This is a genomic window from Nocardia sp. NPDC041819 (genome assembly GCF_055590505.1).
The window spans coordinates 369,306-383,424 of sequence record NZ_JBVJAP010000005.1 but is presented as its reverse complement, the minus strand read 5'-3'; the positions used below and the strand labels follow the sequence as shown (position 1 = coordinate 383,424).

Below are 14,119 nucleotides of genomic sequence, written 5' to 3'. Positions count from 1 at the left end.
GGCTATTTCCGCTGCTGGAAGAGGCCGGTGAGATGCTCTTCGAGGGTCGTCATACGGAACGACGGCGCATAGGCTCCGACCGTATTCTCCGATGCGACGGAGCCGTGGCTGTCCCAGTAACGAGCCAGGGGAATGATCGATGAGAGTCGGTGTCCACGCCAGCGGAAATAGGGAAGAGCGGCCAGGAAAAGGTAGTAGGTGGGGAACCGCGGCGGCGCTTTGACCGTGCGGCCAGCCGCTCTCGTCAGCAATTGCTCGACCTCGTGCACGGCGTAACTTCGTGGTGCGACGAAGTCGATATCCCCATTCACCACACGATCCTTGCAGACCAACTCTTGCACGATGAACGGGCCACGTCTTTTTGACTCACGTAGCTGATGTGGCGCGACTTGTCGATAGGCAACAAGAACCTGCCCTTGTTGAGCAAATCCAGTCGCGGGTCGAAAACATCTTCCATATATGATCCGCATCGCAGCACGCTGTAGCCGATGCCACTCGACGCCAACAAGCGTTCGACCTCGAACTTGGCGTCGAGAACACCGACGCCGGTGTTCCGGCCTGCTCCCAGCGCGGAAGTGTAGATCAGGTGCTTCAGCTCGGCGGCCTTGGCGCCGGCGATCACAGCGTTCGCGGCCTGGAACTCGGTTGAGGGGTCATTCTGCCGCGTGATCGGTGTCAAGAAGAATGCCGCGTCCGCGCCGTCGGCTGCCCGCGCGACGTCGTCCGCGTTCATCATGCTGCCGGCGACGATCGTCGCTTCGGGATAGCGACGCGCGAGCGTATCGGCGTCGCGGGCGAGGAGGCGGACCGAGACTCCTTGGGCTAGCAGGCCGCGTACGAAGACTTCCGCCACTTGGCCTGAACACCCGATCGTGGCGATGGTTTTCCTTGGCTCGTTCAATCGAACCACCTTTCCGGTATGACCGAATCTGTACCGAGCCGCGGGCCATGAACGGCGCGCGGTGCGGCTGACAGATATCAGGCGACGAGCCCCTGAGCCTTTTTCAGTGATTTGTCCAGGGCGCCGACGAGCGAGTTCTTGAAGACCCCGCCCATGGGGCCGTCGATCATCCCGCCGTCGATACTGGCTGTTACCTCGACCGTGGTGGTCTCGGCCTCGCCTCGCAGGCTGATGGCGAGTGCCAGTTTGACGCCTGCCCTTGTGGTTCCGCCCATGGCGAGCGAGCGCGGCGCGTCGACATTCTCGAAAGTCCAGTCGATGGTGACCGGCATGTTCATCACGCTCGCGCTTGCGGTAGCGGTGTCGCCACTGGCGAGCCGGGCTGGGACGGCGCTCTTCCACGACTTGTGAATCACAAGCCAATCGCCCCAGCGCGACGGATCGCCGAGGACCTTCCAGACCTCGTCGGGACTGGCCTGGTAGCTGGCGCTGGTTTGCACGGTACGCATGCGATTCTCCTGTTCTCGGCACTCGCGATCTCGCGCACGACGGCTATCGCCGCGCGGAATCCGGGCATCTAATTCGGCTACAGCGTATCCGAATTAGAACCGAGCGCCAAGATGGATCGAAAGCAGCGGCATCCGAACGAATCAGGTGGGGTCCGCCGCGTCGTGTAGCGGCACGAGCCCCGCGACGAGCAGCTGCAGGCCGAAGTGGAATTCGTTTTCCAGGGTTTGCGTCGGCAGGCAATCGGCGACTGCGATCGTGGCGGGGAATCGCGCCGGATCGAGTTGGCGATAGAGCGCGGTGAGTGGGGCGGGGTCGATGTTGGCCTCGGTGTCGTGGCCCTGTAACTGGGCGGCGAAGCCGACGGCATAGCGGGCAAGGGTGGCGTACACAAGCGCCGCGGACTTCGGGGGAAAGCCGTTGGCGAGCAGCAGGGCCAAGACTCGCTCGCGCAACATGAGCGAATTGGGTCCGATCGGCACCTGCTCGATGATCAGAGGTGCGATTCCTCGGTGACGGTGCAGGACCGCGAAGATGGCCTCTGCGGCGGCGATGCATGCGCGCTGCCAGTCGTCATCGGGCGCGTTTTCGTCGATTTCGATCTCGCCGAGGACCGAGTCGACCACGTGGGCGATGAGTTCGGCACGGTTGGCGACTGCTCGGTAGAGCACGGCGGTGCCCGTTTCGAGGCGTTGGGCGAGCGTGCGCATCGACAGCGCGTCGGCGCCTTCCTCGTCGATGATGCGCAGCGCGGTCGTCACGATCCGGTCGAAGGGCACCCGTGGGCGGCCGGGGGAGCGGCGAGCCGGGGTCTCGACGGCGTCTGAATCGGCGGTGGTCACACTCGCATTGTTGCGCATCGACGGTCTGGACATGTGATCATCATATAGTGGTCACATTGTTGCCGTTATCACTTGACCTGCGGTCATGTACCGGCAACACTGTAACCATTATGAGTAGACGAGCAGCCGCCGATGACTACATCGACCCTGATTCGCGCTTCGCGAGCGTCGAGGGCCGTAACCTCCACTACAAGCGGGCCGGGACGGGGCCGTCGGTGTTGCTACTGCACGGCAGCGGTTCCTCGCTGCACTGCTTCGATGAGGTGGCCGCCGCGTTGTCGTCGTCGTTCGATGTGATTCGCCCGGATCTGCCCGGCTTCGGGCTCACCGGTCCGCGCGCCGACCGGGACTACCGGATACAGACATACGCCGAGACGGTCGGCGCGTTCTTGGACTCCATCGGGGTCTCCGAGGCGTCTGTGGTCGGCAATTCCCTCGGTGGCAATATCGCCTGGAACTTCACGCTGGATTATCCGCAGCGGGTGGATCGGCTGGTGTTGATCAATGCCACCGGTTACCCGGGCAAGTCGTTGCCGTTGGCGCTGCGCCTGGCGCGTAACCCGATCGGTCGGGTGTTGGTACGGAATTTGGCGTCTCGCTCGGCCACCGAACGCAATCTGCGCTCGGCGGTGGGATCGCGTAAGTCGGTGGTGGATGACGCGATGGTCGACCGGGTGCACGCGATGCTGACCCGACCCGGCAACCAAGAGGCGTTCATCGACTTCGCCAACACCGACCAGATCGACCGCACCGCCGAGATTCCGGCCATCGCAGCGCCGACGCTGGTGCTGCGCAGCGCGTCCGTCGACGGACAGTATTTCACGCGCGATATCCCCGGCAGCCTCGAACGGATTCACCCCAGCGGTGGCCACCTACTCCCCGACGAAGATCCGGACTGGGTTGCCAGCGCGCTACTGAACTTTCTGACGGCCGAGGCGAACTCGCCGGAGAAGGGAAAGCGATGAAGTACTTCGTGGTGCCCGGCGAGACCCGCCAGTTGGACCAGGTCACACGTGCCGAGTTGCGCGGTGACTTCATCGAATGCAGTGATGGGATAACGCATTACGAGATAGCCGGCCCCGAGGGCGGCGAGGTCGTCGTGTTCGCGGGTAGTCTGACCACCCCGCTGTTCTACTGGGACCAACTCGTCGGTGAGCTGCATTCGCGCGGATTCCGCACGGTTGCCTACAGTCCGTACGGACGCGGCTATTCCGATCGCGTACGGGCCACCTACGATGAGGCCCTGTTCGTGCGGCAAATCGCTGATCTGACCCAGCGGCTGGATCTGACCGAACCTTTCCATCTCGTCGGAGCTTCGATGGGTGCGTTGGTGGCTATGGCTTTCGCTCAACGCCACACCGACCGGATCGCCACCTTCACGTTGGCCGGTCCCGCGGGCCTGCAGCCCACCCCTGCCTTCGCCCCCTTGCTGCGTCAGGAGGTGCTGGGCACCTTTCTGGCGAAGAAGCTGGGTAGCAAAATGCTCGACCGGCATCTGTCCCACAATGTCCGGGATCCGCAGCAGTCCGCGGCGCTCACGGCGATGGTGCGAGAGTGTTATCAGTTCGAAGGCTCGATCTACGCCTTGGCCGCCACGATCGCCGACTTTCCGCTGGGTGGCCGTCAGGACCTCTACCGGCGAACCGGGACGCTTCCGTTTCCGAAGATGTTGCTGTGGGGCGACGAAGATCAAGTGACCCCGATCACGAGCTTCGACGAGGTGTCCGCGTTGTTCGCGCCGGCCGAGGCGCACATCGTCTCGCCCTGCGGGCACATGGTCCCCTACGAGGAGCCGACCCGGGTGGGTCTGCTGTTCACCGCGTTTGCCGAAGCTGCCAGGAAGGGGTCGTCACGATGAAGACAGAGTCGAGCACTCGACTGATCGACGTCCTCGTCGTCGGCGGCGGGCCGACCGGCACTGCGCTGGCGATCGATCTGACCCGACGCGGCCTGGCGGTGCGGATCATCGACAAAGCCGCGAAGTCGTTCGACGGTTCACGCGCCAAGGGAATCCAGCCGCGCAGCCTGGAAGTGCTCGAGGATCTCGGCGTCCTCGAGGACATCCGCGCAGGCGGAGGAGAGTACCCCCTGTTGGGCATCCATGCGGGCCCTCTGACGATTCCGTGGCATATGGTCTCCCGGAACGAGCTGACATCCGATGTGCCGCACCCGAATACGTGGTTGATTCCCCAATTCCGCACCGATGCCGCGCTGCGCGCCGGACTGCAGCGGCTGGGCGTGACCGTCGAATCGAAACGTGAATTGGTCGGATTCGAGCAACATCGGGATGCGGTCGTTGCGACGGTCGCCGGTCGCGACGGTGCCGAAGAGATCGGCGCCCGCTACCTTGTCGGCGCCGATGGTGGGGCGAGCACGGTCCGCAAAGCAGCGGACATCGGCTTCGAGGGCTCGACGGACGAATCCGATCGGATGATCATCGTCGACGCCGTGGTGGACGGTCTTTCCCGGGATCGCTGGCATGTGTGGCCGCGTCCGAGCGGCCGGTTCGTCGGTGCGTGCCCGCTGCCGCACTCCGATGTCTTCCAGGTGATGATCCGTCTGCAACCCGGTGAGGAGCCCGCCCTCGACAAGGACAGCCTGAACGCGCGCATCCGCAAACAGACCGGCGACAGCCGCCTCCGCCTGTCGAACATCGGCTGGACATCGGTATTTCGCCCCAACATTCGCCTGGCGGACCGGTACCGGTCGGGACGGGTATTCATCGCTGGTGATGCCGCTCATGTCCATCCCCCCGCGGGCGCGCAAGGACTCAATACCGGTCTGCAGGATGCCTACAACCTGGGCTGGAAACTGGGCCAGGTGCTCGCCGGTGCGCCGGACAGCTTGCTCGACACCTACGAGGCCGAGCGGCAACCGATCGCGGCCGGGGTCTTGGGGTTGGCGACCAAGAAGTACGACGGCCTGGCCAAACTCGACCCGTCATCGATCAAACGCGGCGATGACGAACGCCAACTCGGCCTGCACTACCGCGGCGGCCCACTGGTGACGGCCGATGCCGAACGAACCGGAACGCTACGAGTGGGCGACCGGGCGCCGGACGCGAAGCTGCTGGATGCGGCCGGGGGAGCGCAGCGTCTGTTCGACCTCTTTTCCGGACCACATTTCACCGCAATCGGCTATGGTCCCACGGCCGCCGAGGAGCTGGCCGCGTTGACGTGGCCGTCGGCGGGCGCGGGACTGAAAAAGGTCGCCATCAATGGCGGGGAGCAGGTCGACGCCGACGTCGTGCTCGTCGATATCACCGATTCCTTTGCCCGGATCTATGGCGTGGCCGATTCCACACTCCTGTTGATCCGCCCCGACGGCTACATCGGCTCCATCGCCACCACCGACATGGCGCGGGTAACCCTGGCACACGCCACCGCGATGATCCCGGCGCTCGATGCCCCCGCCGTACCCGATGTCGGGGGAAAAGGGTGAACCTCGACAACGTCCTGCGTGGAACGGCTGCGTTGCGACCTGACGAGCTTCGGACACCGAATGCTCGAAGACGATCGGGCTGCCGGCAGCGCCGCTGAGGGCGTTTTATCAGTTTGGAAATGCGCTGATGTGGCATCTGATGGTCGATTTCGGTATCGGTTCACCATTGCATTTCGTTGCCTCCTACGAGGCGGCCGTAACGTTCGCGCGGGAGGCTATCGAAGGGGGTTGGGCTCGGGCCGTCGCTGTCGATGATCGGGTGGACCAGCGCTATCCCGTTATGCCGTGCCAATGCCTGTTTTCGACGCCGAGCGGGCCGGATCCCGCGTACATGTTCAAAAACGCCGGTTGACGGCTGCCCGGGGGACACCAGGGCAGCCGTTCAACCAACGTCGTTCAATGCGAGCGTCGGCGATGCTCAGCCGGACTGTTCAGCCCGAAATCCGAACGCGGGTTGGATGAGTGAGATCGCCGACCGGGTAGCCACCAGCGTCGGATTCACCCCTCGTGCGGTGGCTCGTACCGGGCAGGTGACCGCCGCACTGCTGTTCGCGATGGAAGGCTTGGGCGTAGCACTTGTGCCCCATAATGTCGTGCCCGGCGGCTGGGTACAGCACACCAGACGAATCGGCCCCGATATCTACCGCGAGATCGTCGCCTACAGCCGCAGCGCGCCGCGACCCAACTGGCCCAACGGTATCGGGACTTACTCGTCTCCCTCGAGCTTCCGCTCACCGCGGCGACGGATCTTCCGGCAGACGCGCTGCGCTGTCAGCGGCCACGGTTCGTGCGCGCGAGATCAGAAGGGGCAAGCAGGCTGGTGCGCTCGGTTCCCGGGTGGGCGAGGATGAGACGGCCTCGGATCTCGAGGTCGAGCTTGGGGCGGACCATGTCGAGTGGAGCCGCGAAGCCATAGGCGGACAGGTCGATCCGCGCGGTAGTCGCGGCAACGATTTCGGGGCCGTCCGGTTCGAGCTCGACCTCGAGGTGCATTTCGGTCGTGGTGCCGCGAACGGTCAGCTTGCCGACTACCGCGAGTCGCCCTTGGCCGCGACTGACGGCGTCGCCATGGAACGAGATCAGTGGGTGGGTTCGCACGTCCAGGAACTCGGGCGCGCACAGATGCCGGTCTCGCATTCCGAGACCGGTCGCGATGCTAGCGGCGTGAAGTTCCAGCAGCACCGTGGCCGATCCATCCTTACCCCAGGTCAACGAGCCGGATGCTCGACTGAAGCGGCCGGGTACCGGAAGCAGCCCCCAGAGCCCGCGGGCGAAGAACCTGATGTCCGCGGTTGCGGGATCGAGTTTCCAGACACCGGTTCGCTCTACCGCCTCGGTGCGTTGCTGAGCAGCCGATTCATTTGATACCTGCGGCATCAACTTCCTCAGCGTGCTGTCGAGCTCAGTTGACGAGGGATTCGCGCACACATAGTGGTCGGGACGAAGTACGACGAATGGCTGTCGCCTGAAGTATGGACGGGCCAGCTCATGAAGGTCTTCGAGGATCTGGGTCCGCGAACCATGATGGACGGGGCGCTGCCCCGGCGAGATCAGCGTGACATACGTCGCGCCCAAGACGTCTTCGGCGATGCGGCGGCCGTGTTTCGATAGCGCTTCGCGTGGATCGGCGTCCCAGCCGATGATGCGCCAGCCAGAGCCCGAGATGTCATCGAGGCGGTGCTCCGCGCCGCTGAACGTCCGCACGATCGGCTGCGGAAATAAGCGGCCAACCGGCGAGCGCAGCGATGGTGGTGCCAAAAGCAAGCCGCGTCGGTACCGCGCCGGCGGGCGCCAGCGGCCTTGGCGAACGTGTTCCCGTAATGGCGGGACACGCAGGAGCGTCTCGCCCACCCCGTCGCGAATCGCCGCAGCCCAGCGCGATCGCATGGTGACCAGATGGCCGACCCGGACCGACAGCTTGGTTATCGCGTCGGCGTGCGGACGCCGCTCGGCCTCGTAGGAGTCGAGGATCCGCAGTGGCGCACCGGCGTTCACCACGGCAGCGATTTTCCAGCTGAGGTTGGTGACATCCCGGATTCCCGAGTTCAGACCCTGACCGATCATGGGAGGCATCAGGTGGGCGGCGTCGCCGCACAGCAACACCCTCCCGACCCGCCAATGCTCGGCGCTCTTGGCTCGGAAGGTGTAGATGAGATGACGCAGGATCTCCGCGGTGTCGGGGTCCGCATCCTCAGCGATCACTCGCCGCGCGGCTAGTGGTGTCAGGATTTCCTCTTGGTCCTCCCACGGCATCACCTTGCGTTCCCAGCGGTGCCCGCCGGCGGCGAGCCGGCCGGTCAGGCGGGGTGCCGCCGGGTCCAGCGTCATCTGAAAATACGGGAGATGTGTGACCGGCTCCGGTAGCTTCGCGTCGACGATGAGCCACGTGTCGGTGTATGCGGATCCGGCGAGCTCGACGCCGATCGCTGCCCGGGTCGCACTGTTCGCGCCATCGCAGCCGACAACGAAGCGTGCGCGCGCGTTACCGGTCCCGCCGTCGACATCACGAAACGTGAGTTCGACGCCTTCGTCGTCCTGGGTCAACCCGGTGAGCCGGTGACCCAGGCGGATGTCGACGTCGGGGTACTCCGCGAGGGCCGCCCGAAGTTGCTTATCCAGCAACGGCTGGTAGATCGCCGATATCCACGGATGCCCCTGGAGGTGCTCCGTCGGCAGCGTCGTCGCGACAACCTTGCCGCGAGCCGACACCCACTGGGCTCCGGCCCCGAGGAGCATGTCGGGAACGGCGCGCTCGTACACTCCCGCTTTCTGCAGCGTGCGCAGCGCTTCTCCATCGAGAACGCCGACGCGCGGGTTGGGGTATACGTCGCTCTCGCGCTCGAGTACCAGTACCGTCAACCCCGCACGCGCCAGCAGCAGCGCCGCCAGCTCACCGACCGGACCCAGGCCGATCACGGCAACGTCGAACGTGTTCATGACAGGTGTCGGCATCCCGTGAAAAGGATGTCGGTAGCTCGCGAACGACTCACGAGGCCAGCCGCCGATCGTTCGAGGTGCTGCAGTACCGATTCGACGTCCACGCCGAGTAGTCGGCCCTCGCGCTTGACGATTCGTCCGTCCACGATCACGGTATCGACGTTGCTGGTGTCCATATGCTGGACGACAGCGCCCGGCGCGTGATTGACCGGTCCGGCATTGAGTGTGCGTGCGTTCAATGCGATGACGTCCGCCCGTTTGCCCGGGGTGAGGGACCCGACGAGATGGTCGAGATGAGCCCCGTGGGCTCCGCCGATTGTTGCCATTCGGAGTATGTCCCGCACCGTGACCGGCTGAATCTCGGGTGAGTTGCTCTGCATCGCTGCGTGGATGCGGCTGCGCTGCCAGTGGTAGGCCGCGCGCATCTGGGAGAAGAAGTCGACGGGTGCGATGCCGACGGTGTCAGTGCCGAAACTTGTTGGGATGCCATGTTCGAGGGCCGTTTGCAGCGCCGGTTGGCCCATGGCGAGCGATTGCTCCGCGCTGGTGGAGACCGACACCTTGCCGCCGGTCCGCTCGATGACTCGCCATGCGGCGTCCTCGATACCGAGGCAGTGGATGTAGGTGATCCAGGGACCGAGCAGTCCCTCCTTCTCGAACTGTTCGAGCACATAACCCCAGCTGGTGTCATTGACATGCGCGAACATCGGCAGACCGAGGTCTCGGGCAAGCTCGAACAAGTCCTCATCGACGTGATAGCCGAGAGCCAGGCGGACGAGTGTTCCCTCGTGCACCTCACCGGCCGTTTCGATGAGGCGACGGATGTCATCCGGATGGGCATACGACGGGTCCGGCTCGTGATCGCCGAGTGACGGCGAGAAGCTGAAGACGCACCGGATCCCGGATCGGCGGATTCCTTCGAGCGCGGCGTCGGTGTGCTCGGGGGTATACGAGCATTGCGATGTGTCGACGACGGTCGTGGTTCCCGCGGCCAGGTTCTCCAGTGCCCCACCGAATTGTCCCCAGTAGACGTCCTCAGGGGTGTACTGGTGGAACAGCGCGTCGGCTCCGGCCCGCGATTGCATGAAGTAGTCCATGTCGAGGGCATCGGCCCAGTACGAGCGCAGGGCGGTCTGGAACATGTGGTGATGCGAGTTCACGAACCCCGGAAGGACGATCTTGCCCGCGCAGTCGAGCACCTGCGCGTCGGCCTGTAAATCCTGCCCCACCTCGACGATCCTGCCGTCCTCGATGAGCACATCGCCGCGTTCGTGATCACCCAGCTCCTCGTCCATCGTGAGGACGATTCCGCCGCGCAGCAGCAAGCGGCCGTCGGAATTCATGACCGCCTCCAATTGGACACACAAGGTGGGTTGCAAAGCGCCTTTGTCATAATGGACACAGTGTTGCCGTTATTATGCTCGGTGTCAATATACCGGCGGCACCTCGGCAACGCAGACGGCGGCAATCGTGTAGGCCCGCGCGCGTCGAAGTCGGCGCTGTGCCCTCGGCGCCGCGCTGCGATGGCGGAGCCGCTTCCACTACCGCGCCCAGTCCCTTGCGCAAGGTCGTGTCCTGTCCGACACCGGCGATCACCGCGGCCGCGATGAGGATCGGCACCAACCGGGCGCTGAGCGCCGCGCCGACAAGTGCGGCGCTGAGTATCAGGGCTGTACAACCGAGGATCATGGCGTTGGGAACGGGCAGCGTCCTGGTGAGGACTTGGGCAGCCGCGGAGGCGGCGAACGTCGAGGAGACCACCAACTCGTCACCACCGACGCGAACAGACCGATCACGCAGAACCCGGCGAACGCCGCCGTCGCCGCACGAATGAACACCTGCCGTGCCTCCGGCGGAATCGAGAATCGCTGTACCGCGAGCCGAGCCCGAGGCTGTGCCACAACGGTCTCGGCCGCATTCCTGATAGCCGGCACAGCTAACCCGGTCATCGCCAGGTGTACCGCGAAAACGCATCGCAGCGGCCATGGGCGGTCGCGGTACCGGTGAAGATACCGGCCGACAGCCCCGACAGCGCTCGCCCGAGCAGCAACTGCCAGAAGGTCACGCTGCTCGATCGCACCGCGCAGGGTGTCCGGCCCATTCCCGCGGGCCGGGCACTGCTGCCCGCGGCACGGGGAATATCGTCGCTTCGCCCGGTCGTTGACACCGCCGATTTACCGCGAAATCTGCGCGTACTCCCGACCCGGCGCATGTCTGAGGCTTACGTCGACATCCTCTGCCGAGCCCAGTCGCAACTGTTGGTGCGCGCTGATCTTCCCTCACCTGAGCCGACCACTTGCGGGCGTGCCTGGTTGTCCCAGGCTTCGATGTGGTCTCACCGTGAATCGGGTTGACGTTCGTCTTGCGCGGCACTGGCCAGTGCGGCGACCAACGGATTGATGCGGTAGTCGACCAGTTCGCGCATAACCAGTGCGGTACTGGTGCGTTTAACGCCTTTGATGTCGAGGATCTGACCAGCCACCCGGTAGAGGTCATCCGCGTCGCGGGCTGCCACGTGAATGAGCAGATCGGCGACACCGCTGAGTCCGTGTACTTCGAGGACTTCCGGAATGTCGGCGAGTGCCGCCGCGACAGCGGCGAGTTTGCGCTGGGTGACATTGGTGAGGACAAATGCTTGCAGTGGGTAGCCCAGCGCCAGCGGATTGATGCGCCTCTCGAACGAGTGCAGCGAGCCGGCGGCGTCGAGCTTGCTCAGGCGCGCCTGCACAGTGTTTCGGGACAGTCCGGTCTCGGCGGCAAGAGCCAGCACGGTCGCCCGCGGAGCGTCGGCGAGCGCGAGCAGGATCCGCGCGTCGATCTGGTCGACGGTGTGCGTGCTTGGCATTGTGATAACCCCGGTCTGGTCGGAACGGATCCCTCGGATGCAATCTGATCAACTCAAGGCACAAGTATTGCGCAGAAGACGCCGAGTTGCTGCACTTGGCGGTAGTTCTGCACAACAGGACGGTCATAGGAGGGCGATCCGCCCGATTCCCGGCTGAATCCCGATTCGGACGCACAACGTCCATGAGCAATCCGGATCCGGTCACTGTGTGTCCCGACCGAGAGTTCGAATACGCATGGCCGCAACAAATTTGGTGCGAGGAGAAGTCCCGATGAACGCCCTGGCCGTCGATCCTGAAGCACAGAGCTTCGGTGGGCCCTCTCCCGAAGCACTCGAGGCGATTCAGCAACGAGTGCTGTGGCTGTCCACGGCGATGATCCACCACGCCAATCGGGTACGCCCCAACCCGAGTGGGCTCAAGGTCGGGGGCCATCAGGCGTCGTGCGCGTCGATGGTGTCGATCATGACCGCACTGTGGTTCGAGCACCTCCGGGCAGGTGACCGCGTGTCGGTCAAGCCCCACGCGTCCCCGGTCCTGCACAGCATCAACTATCTGCTGGGCGAACTCGACGAGTCGTACATGACCGCATTGCGCGAGTTCGGTGGATTGCAGTCCTACCCGAGCCGGGCCAAAGACCCCGACCCCGTCGACTACTCGACCGGATCGGTCGGAATCGGAGCAACCGCTCCGATTTGGGGAGCGATGGCGCGCCGGTATGTCAACACCATCGGCGGTGGCGCCGGCACCGGTCGCCAGTACTCCCTGGTCGGTGACGCCGAACTCGACGAAGGCGCGGTGTGGGAAGCCATCCTCGATCCCGGCATCGTCGATCTGGGCGAGGTGGTGTGGATCGTCGATCTCAACCGGCAATCTCTCGATCGTGTGGTACCCAACATCGCCGCACGCAGGCTCGAGAAGATGTTCGACGCGGCGGGCTGGCAAGTGATCACCGTGAAATTCGGGCAGCTACTCGAGACGCTGTTCGCCCGGCCCGGCGGAGCCGAACTCCGGGACCGGATCCTGGATATGCCGAACCCGGAGTACCAACGGCTGCTGCGCTGCGACGCCGACGAACTACGCGCCCGACTGCCCGGCACCGGGAACGGGAGCACAGAAATCACACAGCTGATCGCAGGGATCGACAATCCAACGTTGACCGCGGCGATCCGCAACCTCGGCGGCCACGACCTCGCGGCGTTGTCCGCGGCGTACCGGCAGATCGATGACACACGGCCCACCATCATCTTCGCCTACACCATCAAAGGTTACGGACTGCCCATCCAGGGCCACCCCCAAAACCACTCGTCACTACTGAGCGTCGACGAGTACGCCCAGCTGGCAAGCGAATTGGGCATGGACCCCCATTCGCCCTGGGAGCGATTCGACGTCGGCACCGCACCCGGACGCGTCTGCGCCATGGTCGCGGAACGGCTGCGTCGCGACCCGATCTGCACTGCCCGACCCGCGACGATTCCGTCCGATTTCGGCCGCACTCCCAAGAGCACCGCGACTACGCAATCAGCGCTCGGGCGGGTGTTGCTCGACTTGACCCGGGCGGCGCCCGACGCGGCGAAACGTGTTGTCACAGTGAGTCCGGACGTGAGTTCGACGACCAACCTCGCCGGGTGGGTGAACAAGGTGGGGGTGTGGGCGTCGGCAGAACGACACAACTGGTTCGCCGACGACGCCGAGACAATCCTGCATTGGCGTGAAAAGCCCACCGGCCAGCACATGGAACTGGGCATCGCGGAAACGAACCTCGTCGGCCTGATCGGCGAACTCGGCGCAACCTGGAGTCGATGGGGACAGCCGCTGCTCCCCATTGGAGTTCTCTACGATCCTTTCGTCGAACGCGCCCTCGAACCCTGGTCGTATGGCATCTACGCCGGCGGCCAATCCATACTTGTCGGCACTCCGTCCGGCGTCACCCTGGCTGCCGAGGGCGGAGCACACCAATCCATCAAGACACCCTCGATCGGCCTCGAACAACCGGGCTGTGTCAGCTACGAACCCGCATTCTCCATCGACGTCGAGTGGACGTTGCTCGCTTGTCTGTCCCGCCTCGGGCGGGCGGACGGCTCCTCGGCCTACCTGCGCCTGTCGACCCGGCCCGTCGACCAGACGCTGGCAGCAGTCCCATCGGACCCCGCCGCACGCGAGCGCCGCCGCCGACAGGTCGTCGCCGGTGGCTACCCACTGGTCCGGCACGACGACGCGAAGGTGACCATCGCGGCAATGGGCGCGATGATGACCGAGGCCCTCACCGCCGCAGCACGTCTCACGCACACAGGTGTCCCCGCCGACGTCCTCTGCATCACCAGCCCCGGCCTGCTGTTCCAAGCAATCCAGGCACGCCGAGGCCGAGGCACCGGCGAGACCTGGATTCTCGATCAGCTCTTCCCTTCCGATCGCGCCACCCCGCTGCTCACGGTCCTCGACGGCCACCCACACACGCTGGCTTTCCTGGCCGGGATCAATCGGGTGCGCCACACCGCATTGGGTGTCTCACGGTTCGGGCAGGTCGGCTCCCTCGACGATGTCTACCGCTATCACGGCATCGACTCCGACAGCATTGTGCGCGCCGCTCTCGATCTACTTTGACAGGTGTCGCGAGGGCGCTCTCGGCTGAAAGCCGACAAGGGTGG

11 protein-coding genes are annotated in these 14,119 nt (G+C 64.7%); 4 read left to right on the top strand and 7 right to left on the bottom strand.

Annotated elements, in window-relative coordinates:
• Positions 1-2: 2 nt before the first annotated feature.
• The 4 genes from ACZ6DL_RS18760 to ACZ6DL_RS18745 form a co-directional block, all read right to left on the bottom strand.
• Positions 3-311, bottom strand: coding sequence for a hypothetical protein (locus ACZ6DL_RS18760; protein WP_466052615.1), 309 nt, complete (start codon positions 309-311; stop codon positions 3-5).
• On the bottom strand, positions 308-901 hold the full coding sequence (locus ACZ6DL_RS18755; RefSeq protein ID WP_466052613.1) for an SDR family oxidoreductase: 594 nt from the start codon (positions 899-901) through the stop codon (positions 308-310). The genes ACZ6DL_RS18760 and ACZ6DL_RS18755 overlap by 4 nt, the downstream gene beginning before the upstream one ends.
• A 77-nt stretch (positions 902-978) precedes the next feature.
• Positions 979-1,410, bottom strand: a complete 432-nt coding sequence (locus tag ACZ6DL_RS18750; protein ID WP_466052611.1) for a type II toxin-antitoxin system Rv0910 family toxin — start codon at positions 1,408-1,410, stop codon at positions 979-981.
• Between the two features lie 141 nt (positions 1,411-1,551).
• Positions 1,552-2,283 (bottom strand): TetR/AcrR family transcriptional regulator C-terminal domain-containing protein, encoded by a 732-nt coding sequence (locus ACZ6DL_RS18745; protein WP_466052610.1) that lies wholly within the window; start codon positions 2,281-2,283, stop codon positions 1,552-1,554.
• Positions 2,284-2,360: 77 nt separating this feature from the next.
• Between ACZ6DL_RS18745 and ACZ6DL_RS18740 the strand changes: the two genes are divergently transcribed.
• Genes ACZ6DL_RS18740 through ACZ6DL_RS18730 form a run of 3 tightly spaced genes read left to right on the top strand, consistent with a single transcriptional unit; the run spans position 2,361 to position 5,691 of the window.
• Positions 2,361-3,215, top strand: a complete 855-nt coding sequence (locus tag ACZ6DL_RS18740; protein WP_466052608.1) for an alpha/beta fold hydrolase — start codon at positions 2,361-2,363, stop codon at positions 3,213-3,215.
• Positions 3,212-4,108, top strand: coding sequence for an alpha/beta fold hydrolase (locus ACZ6DL_RS18735; RefSeq protein ID WP_466052606.1), 897 nt, complete (start codon positions 3,212-3,214; stop codon positions 4,106-4,108). Before ACZ6DL_RS18740 ends, ACZ6DL_RS18735 begins: the two co-directional genes overlap by 4 nt.
• Positions 4,105-5,691, top strand: coding sequence for an FAD-dependent oxidoreductase (locus tag ACZ6DL_RS18730; RefSeq protein ID WP_466052605.1), 1,587 nt, complete (start codon positions 4,105-4,107; stop codon positions 5,689-5,691). The genes ACZ6DL_RS18735 and ACZ6DL_RS18730 overlap by 4 nt, the downstream gene beginning before the upstream one ends.
• A 771-nt stretch (positions 5,692-6,462) precedes the next feature.
• On the opposite strand, the gene ACZ6DL_RS18725 is transcribed toward ACZ6DL_RS18730, so the two are convergent.
• The 3 genes from ACZ6DL_RS18725 to ACZ6DL_RS18715 all read right to left on the bottom strand — a co-directional run bounded on the left by ACZ6DL_RS18725 (position 6,463) and on the right by ACZ6DL_RS18715 (position 11,473).
• A complete protein-coding gene (locus ACZ6DL_RS18725; RefSeq protein WP_466052603.1) occupies positions 6,463-8,628 on the bottom strand; it encodes a bifunctional 3-(3-hydroxy-phenyl)propionate/3-hydroxycinnamic acid hydroxylase in 2,166 nt (721 codons plus the stop codon).
• Positions 8,625-9,971 carry an amidohydrolase family protein gene (locus ACZ6DL_RS18720; protein WP_466052601.1) on the bottom strand — a complete coding sequence of 449 codons (1,347 nt, stop codon included), beginning with the start codon at positions 9,969-9,971 and terminating at the stop codon, positions 8,625-8,627. Before ACZ6DL_RS18720 ends, ACZ6DL_RS18725 begins: the two co-directional genes overlap by 4 nt.
• Positions 9,972-10,963: 992 nt before the next feature.
• Positions 10,964-11,473 carry an Lrp/AsnC family transcriptional regulator gene (locus tag ACZ6DL_RS18715; RefSeq protein WP_357474400.1) on the bottom strand — a complete coding sequence of 170 codons (510 nt, stop codon included), beginning with the start codon at positions 11,471-11,473 and terminating at the stop codon, positions 10,964-10,966.
• A gap of 271 nt (positions 11,474-11,744) precedes the next feature.
• On the opposite strand from ACZ6DL_RS18715, the gene ACZ6DL_RS18710 reads away from it, so the two are divergent.
• Positions 11,745-14,075, top strand: coding sequence for a transketolase-like TK C-terminal-containing protein (locus ACZ6DL_RS18710; RefSeq protein ID WP_466052599.1), 2,331 nt, complete (start codon positions 11,745-11,747; stop codon positions 14,073-14,075).
• Positions 14,076-14,119 lie beyond the last annotated feature (44 nt).